This is a genomic window from Lentilactobacillus sp. TOM.63 (assembly GCF_030361045.1).
GTDB classification, from domain to species: Bacteria; Bacillota; Bacilli; order Lactobacillales; family Lactobacillaceae; genus Lentilactobacillus; species Lentilactobacillus dabitei.
In genome coordinates this window covers 34,301-55,321 of record NZ_JAUCAP010000009.1, presented here as the reverse complement: position 1 = coordinate 55,321, position 21,021 = coordinate 34,301, and the positions used below count along the sequence as shown (strand labels likewise).

Genomic DNA, 21,021 nt, shown 5'->3' with positions numbered 1-21,021 from the left:
AGAAGAATCGTAGGTTTGATCTTGAGCTCCATTGCTCCTTCGCAACTTCAGTGTTGCGTTTTTTGATCAAATGAGAAACTAACGTCCGTTCCCTTTTGTGATGATTCAATTTTCAAACGACCTAATAACTTATCGGAAACATAACTACGGATTATTGTTAACCCTAAACTACCAGTACGGGTGTGGTTCAAATCAAATCCAATTCCGTTATCTTTTACTCTTATGGTAATTATCCCATCGGCTTCTCGACCTTCAATTAAGACTCTGCCGGTGGAAATAGTCTTTGCTGAAAAAACGTGCGAAACAACATTTTGAAGGAGTTCATTAATGATGATCGAAACCGTCACAACTTGATCACTATCGATTTGAATTGACGGATCAACATCTAGTTCAATGTTCAGTTGATCTGCTCGATCATTTAATTGAACAAAGTGAGAAATTAATAGCTGAATCGATTCTTTTAAATTTGTCGCGTCTCCAAGTTGTTTGGACATCAACTCATAGGTCGATGCAATTGCCATAATTCGGCTAACACTTTCATTGAGAACTTTTTTTGCCTCCGCACTTTTCAGACGACGTTGCTGAATTCGTAACAGAGAAATAACAGACTGCAAGTTATTCTTTACTCGATGATTAATTTCGCGAAGCATTACTGACTTTGAAACAATCTCCGCTTCCTTAATTTTAACCTCCGTTCTGTCCTGAATCAGGATAACCAATTGCTTACTTTTTTTATTCCAAAATTTTCTAGACAGGAAAAAATAATTTAAATAATTAAAATTCGTAATCATTGGTTGACTAGCCTCTGGCATTTGTCGTAGTTGCTGATACACGTGGTCAAAAGTCGTGCCATCAAGAGAAAGGTTTTCGTAAGTTTGACCGATAACGTTTCCAATATAGCCAACCTTTTTATACAGAGCTAATGCAGTCTGATTGGCAAGAACCAATTTGCCACTCTGATCAAACCCCAAAATTGCATCACCCAGCTGATCAGCAACATTTCGATCTAAGCGCCCAAACATTTGAATTGCGGCCGATATATCGTTGTAACGTGTCTTTCCGTTTTCACCCTCAAAATCATTTAATACATCATGTGAAACATCGGACTCAACAATCGTTGTCCCAATAACTTTGTCACCATTCAGAATCGGAAAAATCTTTTGATGAATAAGCTTTTGTTCTTGAGTTTTTGCCAACAAATTTACTGATTTCAGCTTTGTCCCAAATGTATGGAATACGCCAGGCTCGTTTTCTCTCAAGGCAGCCTTGCCAACAACTACTTCGTGATAAAGGGAAGGCACATTTTGGGGAAGCTTATGATAAACAACCAATGCATTAGTGTTGAAATCATTTAAAACATCAATGAAGACATCAAAATCTTCAAAATTTCGATTATTTTCAATTGACTTGATCTCTGTTACTAATCGGCCAATATCTTTTTCGCTTAAACTTGTATATTCGCGACACATTTCTATTAGTTTATTCATTAGGCATCGACACTATCAATTCGGCAATATCATTCATTGGTCGTCGTTTACTCATACTTAATTTACGTAGCATTTGATAAGCAGCATCTTCTGACAAATGATTCTCCTGCATTAGAATTCCTTTTGCCCGTTCAATAATCTTTCTTTGCTCTAATTTCGTATGGAGTTGTTGAACCTTTTCATTCAATTTGTTGGAACGTTTACCATATGCAAGTCCAACTTGTATTGTAGTGAGCAAGGAGCGCTCTGATAGCGGTTTCACGAGATACCCGATTGCACCAATTTGACTTGCAGTAGAGGTGTCCTCCTCATCGCTATATGCAGAAAGGTAGACAATTGACTCTGCCAACTGTTCATCCAAAATCTTTCTCCCAGCCTTTAATCCATCAAGCAAAGGCATCCTAATATCCATAATCACAACATCCGGTTTTTCCTGTTGGCAAATGTCGATAGCTTCGAAACCATCCCCACCTTCACCAACAACTTCATATCCAGCTTGTTCAACTATGTCCCGGATATCCATTCTTGTGATTGGCTCATCATCTACAATAGCTATTTTTTCTTTCATGGTAAACACTCCTTATTGAAACGCCAATTTCTAAATGTACAACAACGCAATATCTTGGAATCCAATTGTTAACAATTGAGCAAAGCGAATTAAAACAAACCTTCGTAAATCCTTTTAAAGTATAAAGCATTTAGTACAATGGCGTCAATTAGGAATAACTTTTTTCTAGTATATCCAAAACTTGTTCTTGGCTCGGCTTTCTTGGATTAGTGACCGTTGTCCCATCTTTCAAAGCGGCAGCGGAAATTTCATTCTTCGTTTCATCAAACTTTTGTCGATCCAGTCCATACTCGGCAAAACTTGCTGGCATTTTAAGCCTCTTTCGTAATTGAACAATTGTTGTAATCAATCGTTTTACAGCAATTTTGGGATTATTAACAGGAATTCCAATCAAGCGAGCCAAATTTGCATACTTAGTGGCGGCTCGATTAGGTTGTTCCATAATTCCTTTATCCAATTCTGAATTAAAAGCAATAATTTGTGGCATCAGGATTGTATTCAACCGACCATGGGCAATATGATATTGAGCACCAGCAGCGTGGGCAATCCCGTGGTTCAACCCAAGATTAACTAGGTTAAATGCCATCCCGGCAATACGAGAAGCATCATGCATCTTTTGTCTGGCTTCCATATCTTTTCCATCTTTGCTGACACGCTCCAAGTACTTAAATACCATTTGGAACCCTTTTTCGGCGAGGGCATCCGAAAAATCGTTTGCATCAGTAGAAACGTAAGCCTCTAAGCAGTGGGTCAATACATCCATCCCAGTATCAACCGTAATGTTTTGTGGAGCCGAGGCAACAAGTTCCGGATCTAGCAAAGCAATTTTAGGTAAAATGTCATCCGTCACTAATGGATATTTAATCCCTTTATCGGTATTGGTAATGACAGCAAAATTCGTAACTTCTGAGCCAGTACCACTCGTCGTCGGAATAGCAATCAAATCCAAAGTTTGATCATCCTTGGCCATCTGTTTGGCAAAATATTTCATTCCTTTACTTGCATCAATTGCCGAACCACCGCCAACAGCTACCAACAATGTAGCACCGAATTTCTGAAGTGCTTCAATACCTTCAACAATTGTTGAAATTGATGGATCTGGATGAATGTCTGAAAAGATTTCGATTTTGTTGTTACTTTTCAGATGATCAGTAATTTGATCCAAATTACCTGATTTCACCATGAATGGATCTGTTACAACAAAGATTCTTTGATCATTAATCTTATTCAATCCAGCAAGGGACCCATCACCTGTCCAGATCTGAGTTTTAAACTGTATTTTTTCCAATCAGCAAACCTCCTTTATAAACATTTAGTTTATAAATAAAAACAAAACGACGCTTCGGGACACCTATGATCTAGGTATCCCAAAGCGTCATTGCTTTTTTAGTACGCCATTGTAATAGTATTATTTTTATTTACGAATGAAGTATAGCGCTTACATTTATGAATGTCAACAATTTCTCTTAACAAAAAAAGCCGCTATTTGGCGACTTCCCATAAACGCCGTTGTTTATGTTATTGCACGCCTTTGTACAATAATTTGTTGATATGAAAAGCACTCCATCTAGGCTCGAGACAGAATGCGATGCGGGCAACAAATAAAAAGATCTGACTTATAGCATATCGCTAATTACAGTGGCGAGACCGTACCGGAATTACACCGGTTTCCATTTATCCGTTGCACTTATTCAAATCAACAATCAAACGATATCATAATTAACATAATATAGTCAACATTATTTATCTAATCAACCCAATATCTCATCATAATTAAAAAGCTTCCATGAACTCGCAATATTTAAAGCTTGAATTATGTAAATGTAAGCGTTACACTTATCACAAATGTTTGGCAAAGGCGCCAAATAATCTACTCATGGTTGAGCAGGTTATTTGGCGTCTTTCTTTGCGTACTAAGGAGTGAACTTACATGCAACTATATACTAAAGTTGGCGATAAAGGTATGACTAAATTGGTCAATGGTAGCACTGTCAGTAAAGATTCCGATCGAGTTTGGGCATATGGAACTATTGATGAACTAAATACTTATATTGGCCTTTCTATTACTAAACTTGATTCAAATGAAAATGAAATCAAAGCAGAACTTCTTCATCTACAGCACTGCTTATTTGACTTGGGTACTGACCTGGCCAATCCAGATTTAACACCAGAAGCCATGCGATTTGAGCCAGATAATTTAAGTTGGTTAGAAAAGTTAATCGATAGATATCAAGATGAGCCGCCTGCTATTAAAAGATTCATTTTACCTGGTGGCAGCGAGCAGTCAGCTCTTTTTCAAGTGTGTCGAACAACCGCTAGAAGAGCAGAAAGGCAAATTGTTACATTAAATTGGAGTACAAAACTCCCAGCTGATTTATTAAAATTTGTCAATAGGCTGTCTGATTATTTTTATGCAATCGCAAGAGTCATCAATTATCGACTACACACCCCTGAAGTATTTTATGAACATGGTAACCAGGTCTTTAAATAAAGTCGTTTTAAGATGATTTAGGAGGATATCTTCATGAAAACCAACGTCATAAATATAAATAATTTGACAACTGCTAAATATCGTTCAATTGCCAACTTTTTAAACCTATTCTCAAGGGTAAGTTTAATTGATACGTACTTATATTTTACCGAGGGAGTATTCTTAAGCGGAGGTAACGCTTACAGCAGCAAGCTCTCCCTTACGGATCACATTTCATTCACGGAAAATGATGTATTTTGTTTAATACCAATTTCAGACGGTAATTCAGTCATTGGGTTTATTATCAGCAACTCAACCAATGTATCATCAAAACGAATTGAATTTATCCGACAAACATTTGTCAACTATTTTAACCACCATGATGAAATTGACCTCTCCATTTTGAAACCATTATTTATTCATGATATTGGGGAAATTAATAATCTCCCCAATTTCTTTTCTACCACAAACACTTCTTTTCAAAGACTAGAAACGAATTCTCGGTTTAATAATTCAGAACAAACAATTGATGTCGTCATTAAATTTGTCAACAATAATATCAATCGTAGTTTATCACTTCAAGCCATCTCAGATAAAGTCAACCTTGCTCCCACTTACATTACTACGGAATTTAAAAAAAGATTTCACATAAATATTACAGAATATATTACTAATCTGCGAATTAAAAATGCTTGTAATCAGCTTTTGACCACAAACAATTCCATTCGTGAAATTTCTGAAGAACTTGGCTTTGTCAGAACAAGCTATTTTTCAAGAGTTTTTAAAAATCATACCGGTTTATCCCCTCTTCAGTACCGGCAAATGAACCAATTAGCAGACAAAGCCTAGTTCAGAGCATAAATAATAAAAAAACAGTTTCGATGAGACCGGGACATATATTAATTTTAATCCGTAATCATTCACTTAGATCACCGTAGCCACTTAGATAAAAGCTGCGCCAAACGGCTGATCCTCGCCATTCAAGCAAAAAAAGTAATGCATTCTGATTTTGGAATGCATTACTTTTTTTCACTTAAATTCTGGGATCAAATCGCCTTTCATCCTAATCTCTTAATCTAAACATTCCCACAATATCACCTTTACTTTATAAATAGATCCATGAGGTTGATTAATGTTGTTCATACTTCTCAAACTGCGTCCTCAGATACCTGGTCGTCAAACTCTGAGGATTTTTAATCAATTCCTGTGGCTGGCCCTTCGCCACAATTTTGCCACCTTGATCACCACCGCGGGGACCCATGTCAATCATGTAATCCGCGTTGGCCATTAAGTCCAGATCGTGGGTGATCATCAACACCGTGGCGCCTTGATCGATTAGTTGAGAGAATACCCTTAGCAATACTCGCACATCCAGTGGGTGCAATCCCACCGTCGGCTCATCAAAGATAAATAACGTATCATTCTGGCTGCGTTTCATGTGAGAAGTCAGCTTCAAACGCTGGGCTTCCCCACCGGATAAGCTTGGAGTGGCCTCACCTAAATGAAGATATCCTAATCCCATCTGTTGCAGCACATTCAGGGTCTGAGCCACCGAAGAATTATCCTTAAACAGCGCAATTGCGTGATCAATATCGTAATCCAAGACATCTGCAATTGACATTCCCTGCCACTTCACCGCAAGGACTTTGTTATTGAACCGTTTCCCGTGGCAGGTTGGACAAACCTCAACCATATCCGGCAGATATTGAATATCCAGCGAAATCTCGCCGGTACCCCCACAGGTTGGGCAAGCACCCTGCTTATTGTTATATGAAAAATAGCTGGCAGAGTAGCCGGCCTTTTTGGCAGCTGGCAAGCCTGCGTACAGTTTTCGCAAATTATCCATAATATTCGTATAGGTAGCCACAGTTGACCGAGCATTTTTCCCGACTGGCGTCGCATCCACACTGACAATGTGTTTTAATTTTGCAGACTCAAACTTCGAAATGTAATCCGGCATTGACCGGTGATGGAACTTTGCTTGAAAGGCATCCAGTAACCCATCAAGGACCAAGGTTGTCTTACCAGCACCAGAAAAACCAGTGATGGCAATGAGGCGATTGACAGGGAACTGCGCAGTCACATTGTTTAAATTGAACTTGTGCGTAATCGTCAAAGAAACGCTGCCCTTGACAAATACATCATCTCTCACAATTTGGCGGGTTACCAATTTGCCCTCACCAGTCAAAAACGGCCGAACCAGCGACTGTTGACTGTGATGAATTTGTTTTGGCGTTCCTTGATCAATCACAGTCCCACCATTGGCGCCGGAACCAGGACCAATTTCAATGATCCAGTCGGCGGCATCAATAATCGCCGTTTCGTGATCGACGACAACCAGCGAATTACCCTGATCGATTAATTGATGAAAGATTTTGATCAACCCCGCCACGTTATCCGGATGCAACCCAACCGAGGGCTCATCCAATACATAAAGGACGCCAGTGGTCTGGGTCCGCAATGTCCGCCCCAACTGAATCCGTTGCAGTTCACCGGTTGAAAGACTGGCACCGGCCCGATCCATCGTTAGGTAATCGAGGCCCAGATCCAACAGTGGTTGAACTTGATTAAGTAACTCGGTAGTCAGATTATTCGCCAATTTTTGCATATCCGCCGGCAGCCAAGTCTTAATTTGGTTCACGAAATTTGGCAGGTCGCTCAATGGCATTTTACTTGCTTCAGCAATATTCTTGCCAGCTACCAGCTGATTGAGTCGGTCAGGGTTAATTCGCGTCCCGTGACAAACCGGGCACGTGAAGAACCGGTAAAATCGATTCAACCGCTTCAAAGCAACATCACTTTTAGTTGTTCGCATACTATCTTCGATGGCATTATAGGCATTTTCGTATAGTGCGTTATCCATATGAAAGACGCGGCCGTTTTTGCTGGGAATGTCGATCGCATAATGCTTCTGGCCACCATGCAAAACCATTTCCCGTTCCTTATCGGTCAACTGATTATAGGGAACGTCGATTCGAACCCCAGCTGCTTGAGCCACAATTGGCATGAAGTTACGCCCAGGGGTTCGCCATGCGGCAACTGCCCCATCCTTAATGGTTTTCGTTTCATCACCAATCAGCCGGTCAGGGTCAAGCTGTTTGGTGATCCCCAGCCCCTGACAATTCTTGCAGGCACCATCGGAATTAAAGGCAAAATCTTCCGCGCTAAAAGCATGAAATTTAACGCCACAAGTCGGGCAAGTGATGACGCCCATCGTGTCGTCTTGTTTATCCATTGCCTCGGCAATCTTGATTGTTGGTGGTACTTGATGGCCATTGGGACACTTTGGTGAGCCTAATCGGGAGTAAATCAACCGCAAGACATTGAAAATTTCGGTCATGGTTCCAACTGTCGACCGAGCACCTGGGACAGTTGGCCGTTGCCGCAGTGCGAGTGCAGACGGAATATGGCGGACTTCTTTGACATTTGCCCGGCCAACTTGACTGATCCGCCGACGAGTGTACGTTGCCAAGGAATCAAGGTAACGGCGAGCCCCTTCAGAATAGAGGATTCCCATCGCCAGTGACGATTTTCCTGATCCCGACAAGCCGGAGATCGCAACAAATCGATGTAACGGAATGTTGACCGAGATTTTTTTAAGGTTATTAACGTTGCCGCCAATGACTTCGATTTGAGTTGGTTGAGATTGATATGACATATTGGACTCCTTTCGAAAATTCATTTGGATATTGTTATAATCTAGGTTATCACTAGAATTTAATTCTCGCCAAAGATTCCACATCATTTTGATTTTCCAAAATGAGTTGACAAACCGAAATGAACCTGTTAGTTTTATCAGTGTTATCTCATTTGATTTTAATAATGTTATCTAAACAATTTGATTCGGAAAGTAATTACCAAGCATTGTTCAGAGAGTCGGCAGTTGATGAAAGTCGATCTTTGTGCGGGAATGAAAATGGCCGATGATTGGCTGACGCGATCGGCATCCTCGAAAACGGCAGACGGAGTGGTCTTCGTTAAGGGACACACCATTTCTTACATGAGATGGTTGAAGAGACTTTTTTAGGTAACTGATTAAGTGAACTCAGGATAGCATCGCGATCAAGCGCTTCTGTATTTATTTACAGAAGTGCTTTTTTTATTCAAAAAATTAAGGAGTGGTTAAGATGACAAAGTTGGCAATTGTGACAGGTGCAGGACAAGGAATTGGTGAAGGAATTGCTCACCGGTTGGCGAAAGACGGTTACGCAGTTGCCGTGGCTGACATTAATCAGCGGACGGCCAAGAAAGTTGTCAAAGATTTAAAGGATGCGGGCTTCAAGGCAAAAGCCTACTACGTTGACGTCGCCCACCGAGATGAAGTATTCGACCTGGTTAAAACGGCCGTCAAAGATTTCGGTGAATTAGCTGTTTTTATCAATAACGCTGGCGTGGCTTTTATCGATTCATTTGTCAACTCGCACCCCAATGACGTCGAACGCCTATTAGATGTTAATCTGAAAGGAACCTACTGGGGTGTTCAAGCAGCTGCAGAACAGTTTATCAAGCAAGGCCACGGTGGTCGGATTGTCAACGCCGCCTCACTTGCCGGCGTTGAAGCCTCTGCCCTGCAAAGCGCTTACTCAGCCTCAAAATTTGGTATCCGTGGTATCACCCAATCCGCGTCCAAAGAATTGGCAGAATACCAGATCACTGTCAATGCATATGACCCGGGAATTGTCCGCACCCCACTTCGAGACGGTATCGACAAGCGAAGTGCCGAAATTAATGGCATCACCGTCGAACAGCAACGGGCCAACTGCCTTTCGGAAATTTCCCTGGGTAGAGAGGCGACGCCGGCAGATGTTGCCGAAGTCGTTTCCTGGTTTGTTTCGAAGCACGCTGCCTATATCACCGGCCAGTCCTTGCTGGTCGATGGCGGTATGAGATATCAATAAAATAAACTCTAACTAAGGGAAGTGAAAATATGGCAGAAGCAACAAATCCAATTATTGACCTTCACGACGTCAGTGTAACGTTCCAATCAAATGGGAAGACCCTGCACGCCGTTAATCACGTTAACCTACAAATTGATCAAGGAGACATTTATGGCATTATCGGCTACTCAGGAGCAGGCAAAAGTACTCTAGTTAGAACGATCAATCTACTGCAACGGCCAACTACTGGTACCGTGACGGTTAGTGGCCGCCACCTTCAGCAGCTTACCAACCCAGATTTGCGAACAGCCCGCAAAAAAATTGGGATGATCCTTCAGCACTTTAACTTACTCAATTCCAGAACTGTGTTGAATAACGTTGAATATCCCCTCTTGAGCCAATCAATTAGTAAACATGATCGAAGAGCAAAGGCAAAAAAGCTCCTCGAATTAGTTGGGTTGGGTGAATTCGAAGCTTCTTATCCCGAACAGTTATCCGGCGGTCAAAAGCAGCGGGTCGCCATCGCCCGGTCGTTAGCCAACGATCCAGATATCTTAGTCAGTGATGAAGCCACGAGTGCTTTGGATCCTAAAACGACTAACGATATTTTGAAATTACTCAAGCATCTCAATGAAACCCTTCACCTCACCATCGTCTTAATCACTCACGAAATGCAGGTCATTAAATCCGTTTGCCAACACGTTGCTGTTATGGATCAAGGCAAAATCATTGAACGTGGTCCTGTGGCTGACGTGTTCTCAGATCCAAAACAAGCCCTCACCCAGAATTTTGTCGATTCATCCGCCAATGTTCCAGAAGCCCTTGCCCAAATCAAAGCTGACGAAAGCCTACAACAGCTCACCAATAATGAACGATTATTGTATTTAAAGTTCAGGGGAAGGGCCACCAGAGAATCGTTAATTTCCGATCTGACCGAATCATACAAACTGAAGGCCAATATTTTATTTGGTAACATTGAGCGAATCGGGTCCACTTCAATTGGTTACTTAATTATCATTCTATCTGGCGAAACCAAGCGTTTAGCCGACGGGATCAATTTCTTAAATCAAAACGGGGTTAGTGTCCAGCTGATTCCCACCGACAAGAAAGGAGTGAACAAGCATGTTAAAGCAAATATTTCCTAACGTCATTCATATTTGGCCTCAGTTTACCCAATCCATTTGGGAAACGATTTATATGACATTTTGGTCATCCTTGATTGCCGGTCTCTTGGGATTAGCAGTTGGCATTGTCTTAGTTATTACTCAAGAAGGCGGGATTGCCGAAGACAAAGCTGTGTATAGTTTGACTGATAAGCTCGTTAACCTGCTTCGATCGATTCCTTTCATTATTCTGCTAGCCGTCATGTTCCCAATTACCAACTTCATTGTCCACACAACCGTTGGGACAACCGCAGCGCTGGTCCCCTTAGTTGTTGGCATCTTTCCATTTTATGCCCGCCAAGTTCAGAATGCCTTACTTGAGATTGACCCTCAAGTGATTGAGGCTGCCCGCTCAATGGGGTCCAGTATTCCAGAAATTATTTTTCGAATTTACCTCAGAGAAGGGCTGCCCGATCTGATCAGGGCATCAATCGTCACGATTATTAGTTTAATTGGCTTAACCACGATGGCTGGAGCAATTGGGTCTGGTGGCCTTGGTGACATTGCTATCAGCATTGGTTATGCCCGCTTTGAAAACGACGTCACAGTCGCCGCAATGCTGGCCATTTTGATCATGGTCTTTCTCGTCCAAATCATTGGCGATTGGCTCGCCAGAAAAACAGTCCATTTATAAAGGAAAATGAAAATGAAAAATCATAAAGGAATTATCTATACCCTACTCACCATTGTCGTCATTATCGGTATCGTCTTTGGCCTCCACGCATTAACCGGCAGTTCTGCCAACTCAAAGAACGCAACGATTACCGTGGGATCGCAAGGATCGGATTATGACATTTGGAACCATATTGCTAAAAGTCCCCAGGCTAAGAAGCTCGGATTGAAGATCAAAGTCAAGCAAATCACTGATGGTGTTCAGCTAAACAACGCCACTGCCCAAGGTAGCGTCGATGTGAACGCCTTTCAATCTTATTCATATTTAGAAGCATACAATAAGGAACATAAAACCGCCCAATTGGCAGCACTAGGCACCACCTACTTAGAACCACTTGGAATTTATTCCGATAAATACAAAAAGGTGACTCAGATCCCCAACGACGCTACGATCGCCATCGCCAACAATCCGGCGAACACTGCACGGGGGTTGTTGCTGCTTCAAAGCGCTGGCCTGATCAAGTTAAAGAAAAACTTTGGCACGCTGGGTAACACTAATGACATTGTTTCAAACCCTAAGCATCTTAAATTCAAACAAATTGATGACACCACTGGTCCTCGAGTTCTCCACAACGTCGATGCCGTTTTGATTTCAAATACGGTGGCACTGGAAGGCCACTTGAACGTTTTGAAAGACTCGATCTTCCACGAAAGAATCGATACTGATACCAGAAGTAATATCAACGTATTGGCAACTGCCAAGAAGAACAAAAGTAACGCAAGCTACAAAAAGCTGGTCAAACTGTACCATGAACCAACAATTCAAAAATACATCAAAGATCAATATGCCGGAACAAAAGTCGAGGTGCAAAAGCCGCTTTCTTATTTGAAATGATGATCTAGATATAAAAAACAATCTAATATTCGTCAGCAAAGTGTTTATAAATGCAACTTGGTTTTCCATTCTTATATTGATAAAGCTTGCGATAAACGGCTGACCCCGGCTATTTAACAAAGAGGACCAACTATTCCAAAAATCCGGAATAATTGGTCCGCTTCGTTAAATTCTGGGATTAAATCGCCTTTCGTCCCAATCTTGCAATTCATGATTTATTTTTCAGTCGCTAGATAAATTAACGTTCCATTATTTTGACTATCATCCAACTGCTCAGAGGGATATGGGGTTGTGAAATATGAACTCGGACTGTCTTGGGCGCCGTCAAACGATGCAATTCCAATATAGTCGTTATTCATACTTTGGCGTTTCTCATCGGTATAACCGTTATCATTTAGGATGCTCTTGACATGATTAATTCTTGGTGTGATTGGTTTGCCGGCTGTTTTGCTTAAATACCACATGATGTTGTCACTGTTTTGACTTGCACCAGCAGGCTTCATCCCATCAACATCCACGTAGTTCGTGTAATTTGGGTCAAAGCTTGGTTTGTTGTCAAATCCAGTCACGGCAGCTTTAGATAAATCGAGCTTCAACTTGGCATTGGGAAACAGCTTTAGAATTGCTCTGGCCAATCGCTGTGATCGGTCTGTCTTAACATAATGAGTAAAGGCTGATTCAGAGGAAAAATCAGTTGGCGATTTTGCTAGCAATCGAGTAAGATAGCCACTCCAGACCCAACCTTTGATCTTGAAATTCGAACTGGCGCCCACATAATAGTAAACTGCTCGTTTGCCGTTGTAATTTTTAACCTGAGCGTAAAAAACGTACCAGTTTGAATTTGGATAATTCTTAATGTTATGCAGCCGCTTCGTATGACGGTAATTCCATAGATATGCCGATTTGTTGAGTGATTTGGCTTTGTACGGCACAGAACCCACTTGCGCCTTCTGATAGTCAAAAGTGTAATTGGTCGGAATCTTGCTGGCTTCGGTAACGCTGTTCATCATGATTGCAAAGCCGAAAATCGTTCCCAATAAAATCAACGTTAATTTTAATTTGTTTAACATAATTATCCCCTTTTCAGAATCATTCGATCTCTAAATAACCCCATTTTGCATTCAACAATTAATTATACCAGCAAATGATCGATGCCCGTCAACCATTGATTGAACGACCCGTGAATATTTTTATTTTGAAACATCTTCATTGTCACCCCATCGAAATTTATGTTAATGTGAATTCAACAATCCAAAAGTTTATTTAATCACTATGGGGGGGAATCTCTTAATGCATTTAATCAAAGCTCAACTGACAAAACAATTAGCAATCACTGCTGGCGCGGCGATCGCAATTCTCTGTTCTTCAGCAATTGCGGCTCATGCTTATACCGACTTAGGAAACGATATTCACATTCAATACGTGAAAGTTAAACGGCCAATTTTTACGGGGCAATACACTAAAGTTAATGGTAAAAAAGGTCACAAAATTATCACCCCGAAAGGCACCATTCTGAAGCTTGAAGCAACTGGTTCTACCAAAGAAGGTCCATCTTTTGGGCAACTAACCCGGGGCCTCGTGAGTTACCAAAAGCAGCAACACATTTATCAGGTTACCAAGGGCCCTGAATTGAATGTCAAACAGTACAATACGAAATACTTCACCCCATACAAATTAAAATTACCGATCCGAACACTGGCTCTGCAGGCCGGAAATGGCTACACCAACAATAAAGCCGGTAATTATCGACCAATCTTCTACATTACGCTAGATGGCTACCTGCAGTATTACACCACCGCCCGGCTGAAACATTACGGCGTTCTAAACAGTTGGCAATCCACCAAAGCGACCGTAGTGATAAATAATCCACTTTGGACGATTAAACCGAGTGCCTCTGTGAAAGTTAACTCATTCAAAGTTAAGGGAAATACTTCCTACATTTATTTTAAAAAACCAATTAAGGGGCTTGCTGCCAAGAAAGTTTCTGCAAAATACTATCGATTAGCAATCAAAAAGTTGCACAGCCAGCATCAAGAGTGGCGTTATGGCGATGAAAATTGGCAGGACGTAAGCTGGATCACCTACAATGTCGGTGACCATCCCTTCTATAATTTAGTGGATATGTCTGCAGGTGATTAATTTTCTGAGACATAGGAAGAAATTGGGACGAAAAGCGATTTGATCTCAGAATTTAAGTGAAAAAAGGCGGCTTGCAAAATTCGAATTTTGCAAGCCGCCTTTTTTTAACTATTCAATTGTCTTTAGCTTACCCCTAAATTCATCAAGGGTCTTGTAGCCTTTCTTTTCCATAATGGCTTTTAATTCTTTCGAAATCCGTTCAAAAATTGGCGTTCCGTCAAATCCAAAAGCCGTTCCGATTTGAACAAGGTTGGCACCGCACAGGACGTGCTCAAAGACGTCCTTACCGGATTTAATCCCACCGGTACCGATGATTGAAATTTCTGGTCTCAATCGTTGCCGTAAGGCTCTCACGTTGGCTAAAGCAGTTGGCTTGACGTAATCGCCACCCAAACCACCAAAGCCACCCTTAGGTTTGATGACCACTGATTCAGTTTCGGGATCAACAACTAAACCATTGCCGATCGAATTAATAACATTAATGTAAGTCACCGGAAAATCATTCAATACTTCGGCGATGCCGTCAAACTGGTTGAAGTCAAAGTATGGGGGTAACTTCAAGCCTAATGGTTTCTTGAAGAAACTAAAGGCTGACGTCAACACATCCCTAACTGCTTCAAAGTCATAACCTACTTGTGATTTACCAGCAATATTTGGGCAGGAGAGGTTCAATTCAGTCAAGCCAGCAAATGAACTGGCCTGAATTTTCTTGAGCATTTCAATGCTTTGGTCAATCGATAAACCAGCAACTGATAAAATGACTTGTTTGCCATTCTTGCCTTGATTGGCTTCAGCAAATTCCAAATAATAATCCAGCCCATGGTTAGGAAGTCCCATCGAATTGATGCAGCCCATCGAAGTGGCTTTCATCCGGGGACTTTCATTCCCTTTTCGAGGTTCTGGCGTGGCACTCTTCGTCACACAACCACCCGCATCAGAATCTAAGATCTTATCGAGCTCTTCGGTTGTGGCACAACGAATGCCAGCTGCGTTTAACAAGAGGTTGTCAAACTTGTAGTCACCAATTTGTGATGCGAGCGAAATATTACTTTGCATTTGCTTCCTCCCGTTTTGTCCAGTCCCAAGGGGCTTTATGCCAAGTTGATAATCGTGAGTACTGTTCATCTGAGAATTTGTTTTCTTTATGACCTTGTTTGATCAGTTCTGCGTAACTTAGAAGGGGTGCTAATTTGGTATCGGCAGCGGCAAAATTCTTGTCAGCATCAGGCAAGCCATAAGTAAATACTGAGGCCACGCCAATCACGTTAACGCCCTCGTTGCGAACCGCTTTGACAGCGCCCAACACACTACCACCCGTGGAAATTAAATCATCAATCAAAACAACCTTGTCGTCCTTGGTAATCCGACCCTCAATTTGTTTGCCGGCACCGTGATCTTTAGGCTTGGCCCGCACGTAGATCAGTGGCAGGTTCATTCGTTCGGCAACCCAAGCAGCATGTGGAATTCCAGCGGTTGCCACACCGCCAATAACCGTTGCATCAGGATAGCTTTTCTTGATATTTTCAGCTAAGCCATCCGCAATCATGTCGCGTAATGATGGAATGGAAATCGTCAATCTGAAATCAGTGTAGATTGGGGACAAAATGCCACTTGCATATCTAAATGGCTTTTCAAGGTTGATACTAACAATTTGATTATCAATTAATGATTGAATGATTTGATCAGTTTGCATAATTCCACTCCTCTAATAGTTTGTGATAAGCGGCGACTGGATCGGTTGCCCGGATGATTGGCCGGCCGACAACTAAGGCTGAACTGCCATATTCAGCGGCTTGCTTAGGCGTTGCAGTTCTTGATTGGTCATCCTTAGGAAAATTAGCAGGCCGAATTCCTGGGGTGACGTATAAGAAGTCATCGCCCACTTGTTTTTTCAATGAGCTAACTTCAAGTGGCGAGGTAATGACCCCATCGGCACCGGATTGCTTGGCGAGTTTTGCCAATGAAACCACTTGATCAACCATATCTAACCGACAGTTCTGCTCATTTTTTAAAGCATCATCAGTGATGGAAGTTAATTCTGTCACCGCCAAGAGCTTAGGGCTTGGAACCCCAGCTTCTTCACTGCCAAGCTCCAGGCCTTCCTTTGCGGCAGCAATCATTTCTGAACCGCCTAACGCGTGAACAGTCGTATAGGTGACGCCTAGTCGACCAATTTGCATCATTCCCATTTTAACCGTGTTGGGAATATCTTGCAGCTTAAGATCCAAGAACACTTTGAATCCTTTAGCCAAGAGTTGGCGAACAATGTCGGGACCTTCCCCATAGAAAAGTTCCATCCCAATCTTCACAGTCATGCCCTCATCGCTTGGAAACTGGTCGATGATTTTGAATAGGCCTTCCTTGTTAGCAACATCCAATGATACAATTAATGGTCCTCGCATAATTACCCTCCATCTAATGACATAAAAAGAGCCCGAGACTGCAGAATTCAGCACACTAACGCACTCATCCTCGCAAAATCACGGACTCTTGATTTAATTTTCGTCCGCTTTTGGCCTCTCTGAACCAAATTAAAGCTCTTTTATTTGTTAATAACTTTATCACGTTGACAGACGCAGTTCAAGTGAATTCTGTCTGCTTTTATTAAAGTCAAACAGACAATCACAGATATTCTGAATTGACGCCTTGCAATCCCCCAATATCCATGTAATAATGTGAACAACAAAAATAACGAATGTCAGCGAGCATTCATTTGGAGGAATTCGACATGGAAAATACCAAAGCATCACTTACGCACAGCCATACTTTTACCAAGAATCAGAAATGGGTTATTGCTTCTACCAGTTCTGGATTCGCATTGGAAAATATGGATGTGCTATTTTTATCGTTTGCGATGAGTTCAATGATCGGCCAACTACATCTCAGTGGTGGCGCTGCCGGATTAATTGGTTCAATCACCAACTTGGGCATGTTGTTCGGTGGTGTCATCTTTGGCTTGGTCGGTGACCGATTTGGCCGAGTTAAGACGTTTACCTATACCATCTTCATTTTTGCCTTCGCAACTGCCATGATGGCTTTCGCCAATAACATTACATTAATTTATATTTTGCGGTTCTTAGCTGGAATCGGTGCCGGTGGTGAGTACGGTGTCGGTATTTCACTGATTGCTGAATCGTTCCACAAGAACCAAATCGGTAAGATGACTTCAGTAGCCGCAATCGGTGGCCAAATTGGGGCTATTTTAGCTGCAGTTACAGCGGCCTTGGTCATCCCCACGCTTGGTTGGCACGCACTCTTCCTCCTTGGAATCGTGCCGGTTGTCCTGACATACTTTGTCCGTCGTCACTTGACTGAAACCACTGAGTTTGTCCAAGCTAAGAAAGCCGAAAAAGAATCAACTACCAGTGCCGTATTCAAATACATGTTCAGTTCACCAAAATTAGCTTATCAAAGTTTCGCCTTGATGATTATGACAACTGTTCAAATTGCCGGCTACTTTGGCCTGATGAACTGGCTGCCAATCATCGTTCAAAAACAACTTGGCTTAAATGTTTCCGGCTCATCACTTTGGATGATTGCCACAATCATCGGGATAAGTTTGGGCATGATGACTTTTGGTTCAATTCTGGATTACTTTGGTCCACGCCGCGCATTTGGTATCTTCCTGCTTGCTTCGGCTGCAATGGTCTTCACGATTACGTTGGCTCATAACACGGTTTCACTATTAATCATCGGTGCGATCGTCGGCTTCTTCTCAAACGGAATGTTCGGCGGTTACGGCGCAGTCATCAGTCGCTTGTACCCAACTGAAATCCGCTCAACTGCTAATAACGTGATTGTCAACATCGGCCGGGCAGTTGGTGGCTTCTCGTCAGTGATCATTGGTATCTTGATGGATCACTACTCACTGACAGTTGTCATGGGCTTCCTATCAATCCTTTACGTCATCAGCTTTGTCACAATGGTTACCCTACCAGGGTTGAAAAAGTTGAGCTCACGGCAAACGGCTTAAGCAATAGTTTAATCAATCATTCAAATATCTTTAGATCATTATGAAGTAAAGTTTCAACCGCAAAAAGGAGTTTCTGCCACTTAGCCTAATGCTAAGAAGTAGAAACTCCTTTTAGTACTTTCATAAATCACCAGTTAAAGTAATGGTCCACCCTTCCCGTTTAAAGCGGCGTTTTGCCAATCATCCCAAGTAATTTGTTTGTATGCCGCATCCCAGAAATACCATTCCAGCAGGCGGCTCTTTAGAAAGGTTTGCTTGGCCTGTTCCTGCTCACGAGGAGTAGCAGATTTGGCTTCATAATCGATGATATTAAAGAACTGCTGAATGAACCCGTTCGGACCGAGAAAATCATCGCCACCCATCGTTAGGAAGCTTTGAAACGGCTCTTTTTCGACCCGGGCTTGCTTAGAAACGAATTTGCCTAACTCAATGTACATCCATTCCCCAGCCGCAAACGAAGGCAGAATTTGGAGAACACTGTGCGTTTGAATGGTCGCAGCCATATGTTGGCGATAGAGTTGATTAATTGGTTGAATCGGCGTCTGCTTCAGCGTTTCCCAGTTGTGAGGCATTGATTCCGGCTCGCGGTGCAGCCAATCCCGCAACATCGTCAATTGAAGATTCTGGCGTTTATGAAATAGCAGCGCTTGTTCAGTTGTCGTGCTGTTGTCGATCAATGCATTAATAATCCCGACTTCGTTATACTCAAAGGCAATATCCTGTTCATCGTAATACTGCAACTGTTCCGGCGTTAACGTAGCATGGATAATTCCTCGGACAAATGGATGCTTTTCGTTGGCGACTAAGTAAGGTTCGGCTTCAAATAACATATCTTGAGATAATGACATTGGCAATTTCCCTCCTGTTGTGGCGGAGGGGGCTACTCTGCTTTGAAATGACACCATTGATTCAGCCGTCGCCTATCCTCACAACAACAGCTCACTTGGGTCTTCCTGCGACAGTCCTAACTGTATCAGGTTCTATGGGTATCATCTCAGCCATTAAAGCACCCCAGACCACGGATTAATTTATGTGATAGTCTCATTATAATTGGCTGACATCTAAAAACAACTGCTGATTGAGTTGGCTTCTAATGATTTAAGTTCCCACGCAGAGAGCTGTTTTTGAACCGGCTCCCCTTGTATCTTGCGTCTGCGTGGTTAATAATAGATAGTAACGGTCAATTAGGCTATTACATTTATCCTGAATAAGAAGGAGTCACATAAAATGAAAAAAATCATTGCTTTTGATATGGATGCCACCACTGCCGAAACGTTCCCGGTTATTTTTGATTCGTTCAGAAAAACCGTCCATGATTATACTGGAAAATGGATCAGCAACCAGGTCATCCTTGCCCAATTCGGTGCCAACGAAATTGGGATGCTCAAAGAACTAATTCCGAACTATTCAGATGAAGTTTTAGAGACCTTCCATAAAAATTACCGCAGCGCCCACATGTTACTGCGGAAACCCTTCGATGGGATCAATGATCTTTTACATATGCTCCACGAACACGATGTCATCACGCCAATGATTACCGGCAAGGGTGAGCAAAGTTTACAAACCAGCCTGGATGCCCTGGGATTAGCCGACCAATTTGAACCGGTAATGTCTGGCTCTCCTGATGGCTCAATTAAATCCAAACAATTCGGTGATGTACTCAAAAAATATGATCTGCCAAAGGATCAGATGGCTTATATTGGTGATGCCACTAGTGACGTTGAAGCCTGCAAAGATGCCGGCATCACGTGTTATACGGCCGCTTGGTCAATCAACGCCAAGCCAGCCGAAATGGAAAAGCTTAATCCTAATGAGGTCTTCACCTCAGTTGAACAGCTTCGCAATCGATTATTAGAGAATTAAAATAATTTTAATTTGCCCGCTGTACCACTGAAAACGCGTAGTATAATCGAACCCAATGAACCAAGTTTATTTATGAGGAAGGATCTGTTTAACTTATGAACATTCAAGAAGGCTATATGCCCTTTAAAAGTTACAAAACGTATTACCGGATTGTCGGTGACCCAACTCCAGGCAAAGCACCACTCCTGCTCATTCACGGTGGCCCCGGCTCATCTCATAACTACTTCGAATTACTCGACGACTATGCGGAAACGGGCCGGCAGTTAATCATGTATGACCAGGTTGGTTGCGGCAAATCGTCCATCCCTGACGACGAATCAATTTACGTGAAGGAAACTTGGGCTGAAGAATTGATTGCCCTGCGGAAATATCTCCACCTTGATCAAGTCCACATGTTAGGCCAATCCTGGGGTGGCATGTTGGAAATGTTGTACCTCACCCACTATAGTCAAGACGGCGTGAAGAGTGTCATGATTGACGGCTCACCGGCTTCTATTGAATTGTGGCGCCAAGAACAACATCGCCTAATCAAATACTTAAGTCATGAAGATCGTCAGGCCATCGCTGAAGCTGAACGGACTGGTGATTTCACGAATGTTAAATACTTAGCTGCCAATGATCGCTATATGGAACGCTACTGTTGGGATGATCCCGATGAAAATTCACCGGAACCGCTAAGACGCCCAACCAACGGCAAAAAGGCCAGCTTAATTGCAGAAGGTCCAAATGAATTTACCGAGAATGGGACCATCGGCGACTTTGACGTCACTGACGATCTCAAGAACATTCACGTCCCAGTACTGGTTACCAATGGCACTGACGATCTCTGCACGCCCTTGATTGCCAAGTCGGTTTACGATCACATCCCTGGTGCTAAGTGGCATTTGTTTGCAAATAGCCGACATCTCGCCCTATTGGATCAGCACGACGAATTTATGAGTGTGCTGGACAAATGGCTGAAGGAAAATGATTAA

The 21,021-nt window shown here is 42.3% G+C and carries 19 protein-coding genes and 2 riboswitches; of the genes, 10 read left to right on the top strand and 9 right to left on the bottom strand.

Annotated elements, in window-relative coordinates:
• Positions 1–47: 47 nt before the first annotated feature.
• From QUF07_RS03145 to QUF07_RS03135, 3 genes are all read right to left on the bottom strand, one after another.
• On the bottom strand, positions 48–1,487 hold the full coding sequence (locus QUF07_RS03145) for a histidine kinase N-terminal domain-containing protein (RefSeq protein ID WP_289426772.1): 1,440 nt from the start codon (positions 1,485–1,487) through the stop codon (positions 48–50).
• Positions 1,480–2,055 carry an ANTAR domain-containing response regulator gene (locus QUF07_RS03140; protein WP_217341527.1) on the bottom strand — a complete coding sequence of 192 codons (576 nt, stop codon included), beginning with the start codon at positions 2,053–2,055 and terminating at the stop codon, positions 1,480–1,482. Before QUF07_RS03140 ends, QUF07_RS03145 begins: the two co-directional genes overlap by 8 nt.
• Positions 2,056–2,203: 148 nt before the next feature.
• Positions 2,204–3,343 (bottom strand): 1-propanol dehydrogenase PduQ, encoded by a 1,140-nt coding sequence (locus QUF07_RS03135; RefSeq protein WP_289426771.1) that lies wholly within the window; start codon positions 3,341–3,343, stop codon positions 2,204–2,206.
• A gap of 267 nt (positions 3,344–3,610) precedes the next feature.
• Positions 3,611–3,754: riboswitch (adenosylcobalamin (AdoCbl) riboswitch) on the bottom strand.
• 231 nt (positions 3,755–3,985) lie between these two features.
• Here QUF07_RS03135 and QUF07_RS03130 point away from each other — a divergent pair.
• Both QUF07_RS03130 and QUF07_RS03125 read left to right on the top strand, forming a co-directional pair.
• Positions 3,986–4,546, top strand: a complete 561-nt coding sequence (locus QUF07_RS03130; RefSeq protein ID WP_289426770.1) for a cob(I)yrinic acid a,c-diamide adenosyltransferase — start codon at positions 3,986–3,988, stop codon at positions 4,544–4,546.
• A gap of 33 nt (positions 4,547–4,579) precedes the next feature.
• A complete protein-coding gene (locus QUF07_RS03125) occupies positions 4,580–5,374 on the top strand; it encodes a helix-turn-helix domain-containing protein (protein ID WP_289426769.1) in 795 nt (264 codons plus the stop codon).
• 280 nt (positions 5,375–5,654) lie between these two features.
• Here QUF07_RS03125 and QUF07_RS03120 read toward each other — a convergent pair whose 3' ends face one another.
• Complete coding sequence (locus tag QUF07_RS03120; RefSeq protein WP_289426768.1) at positions 5,655–8,183, bottom strand: excinuclease ABC subunit UvrA; 2,529 nt, start codon at positions 8,181–8,183, stop codon at positions 5,655–5,657.
• Between the two features lie 469 nt (positions 8,184–8,652).
• Between QUF07_RS03120 and QUF07_RS03115 the strand changes: the two genes are divergently transcribed.
• Genes QUF07_RS03115 through QUF07_RS03100 form a run of 4 tightly spaced genes read left to right on the top strand, consistent with a single transcriptional unit; the run spans position 8,653 to position 12,072 of the window.
• On the top strand, positions 8,653–9,423 hold the full coding sequence (locus tag QUF07_RS03115; protein WP_289426767.1) for an acetoin reductase: 771 nt from the start codon (positions 8,653–8,655) through the stop codon (positions 9,421–9,423).
• Positions 9,424–9,452: 29 nt separating this feature from the next.
• Entirely contained in the window at positions 9,453–10,547 is a 1,095-nt protein-coding gene (locus tag QUF07_RS03110) for a methionine ABC transporter ATP-binding protein (RefSeq protein WP_217162056.1), read from the top strand.
• Complete coding sequence (locus QUF07_RS03105) at positions 10,525–11,199, top strand: methionine ABC transporter permease (protein WP_217162057.1); 675 nt, start codon at positions 10,525–10,527, stop codon at positions 11,197–11,199. Before QUF07_RS03110 ends, QUF07_RS03105 begins: the two co-directional genes overlap by 23 nt.
• A gap of 12 nt (positions 11,200–11,211) precedes the next feature.
• Positions 11,212–12,072 (top strand): MetQ/NlpA family ABC transporter substrate-binding protein, encoded by an 861-nt coding sequence (locus QUF07_RS03100; protein WP_217162058.1) that lies wholly within the window; start codon positions 11,212–11,214, stop codon positions 12,070–12,072.
• Positions 12,073–12,287: 215 nt separating this feature from the next.
• Here QUF07_RS03100 and QUF07_RS03095 read toward each other — a convergent pair whose 3' ends face one another.
• Positions 12,288–13,142 carry a D-alanyl-D-alanine carboxypeptidase gene (locus QUF07_RS03095; protein WP_289426766.1) on the bottom strand — a complete coding sequence of 285 codons (855 nt, stop codon included), beginning with the start codon at positions 13,140–13,142 and terminating at the stop codon, positions 12,288–12,290.
• Between the two features lie 220 nt (positions 13,143–13,362).
• Between QUF07_RS03095 and QUF07_RS03090 the strand changes: the two genes are divergently transcribed.
• On the top strand, positions 13,363–14,211 hold the full coding sequence (locus tag QUF07_RS03090; protein ID WP_289426765.1) for a hypothetical protein: 849 nt from the start codon (positions 13,363–13,365) through the stop codon (positions 14,209–14,211).
• A gap of 108 nt (positions 14,212–14,319) precedes the next feature.
• Here the strand turns inward: QUF07_RS03090 and QUF07_RS03085 are convergent, their stop codons facing one another.
• Genes QUF07_RS03085 through pyrF form a run of 3 tightly spaced genes read right to left on the bottom strand, consistent with a single transcriptional unit; the run spans position 14,320 to position 16,613 of the window.
• Entirely contained in the window at positions 14,320–15,267 is a 948-nt protein-coding gene (locus QUF07_RS03085) for a dihydroorotate oxidase (RefSeq protein WP_289426764.1), read from the bottom strand.
• Positions 15,257–15,904 carry an orotate phosphoribosyltransferase gene (gene pyrE, locus QUF07_RS03080; RefSeq protein ID WP_289426763.1) on the bottom strand — a complete coding sequence of 216 codons (648 nt, stop codon included), beginning with the start codon at positions 15,902–15,904 and terminating at the stop codon, positions 15,257–15,259. Before pyrE ends, QUF07_RS03085 begins: the two co-directional genes overlap by 11 nt.
• Positions 15,894–16,613 carry an orotidine-5'-phosphate decarboxylase gene (gene pyrF / locus QUF07_RS03075; protein WP_217162066.1) on the bottom strand — a complete coding sequence of 240 codons (720 nt, stop codon included), beginning with the start codon at positions 16,611–16,613 and terminating at the stop codon, positions 15,894–15,896. Before pyrF ends, pyrE begins: the two co-directional genes overlap by 11 nt.
• A 326-nt stretch (positions 16,614–16,939) precedes the next feature.
• On the opposite strand from pyrF, the gene QUF07_RS03070 reads away from it, so the two are divergent.
• Entirely contained in the window at positions 16,940–18,184 is a 1,245-nt protein-coding gene (locus QUF07_RS03070) for an MFS transporter (RefSeq protein WP_289426762.1), read from the top strand.
• 134 nt (positions 18,185–18,318) lie between these two features.
• On the opposite strand, the gene QUF07_RS03065 is transcribed toward QUF07_RS03070, so the two are convergent.
• The gene (locus QUF07_RS03065; RefSeq protein ID WP_289426761.1) at positions 18,319–19,032 is read right to left on the bottom strand and encodes a thiaminase II/PqqC family protein; all 714 of its coding nucleotides are present in this window, start codon (positions 19,030–19,032) and stop codon (positions 18,319–18,321) included.
• 85 nt (positions 19,033–19,117) lie between these two features.
• Positions 19,118–19,208, bottom strand: a riboswitch (TPP riboswitch).
• A gap of 203 nt (positions 19,209–19,411) precedes the next feature.
• Here QUF07_RS03065 and QUF07_RS03060 point away from each other — a divergent pair.
• Both QUF07_RS03060 and pepI read left to right on the top strand, forming a co-directional pair.
• Positions 19,412–20,047, top strand: coding sequence for an HAD family hydrolase (locus QUF07_RS03060; protein ID WP_289426760.1), 636 nt, complete (start codon positions 19,412–19,414; stop codon positions 20,045–20,047).
• A gap of 95 nt (positions 20,048–20,142) precedes the next feature.
• Positions 20,143–21,021 carry a proline iminopeptidase gene (gene pepI, locus QUF07_RS03055; RefSeq protein ID WP_289426759.1) on the top strand — a complete coding sequence of 293 codons (879 nt, stop codon included), beginning with the start codon at positions 20,143–20,145 and terminating at the stop codon, positions 21,019–21,021.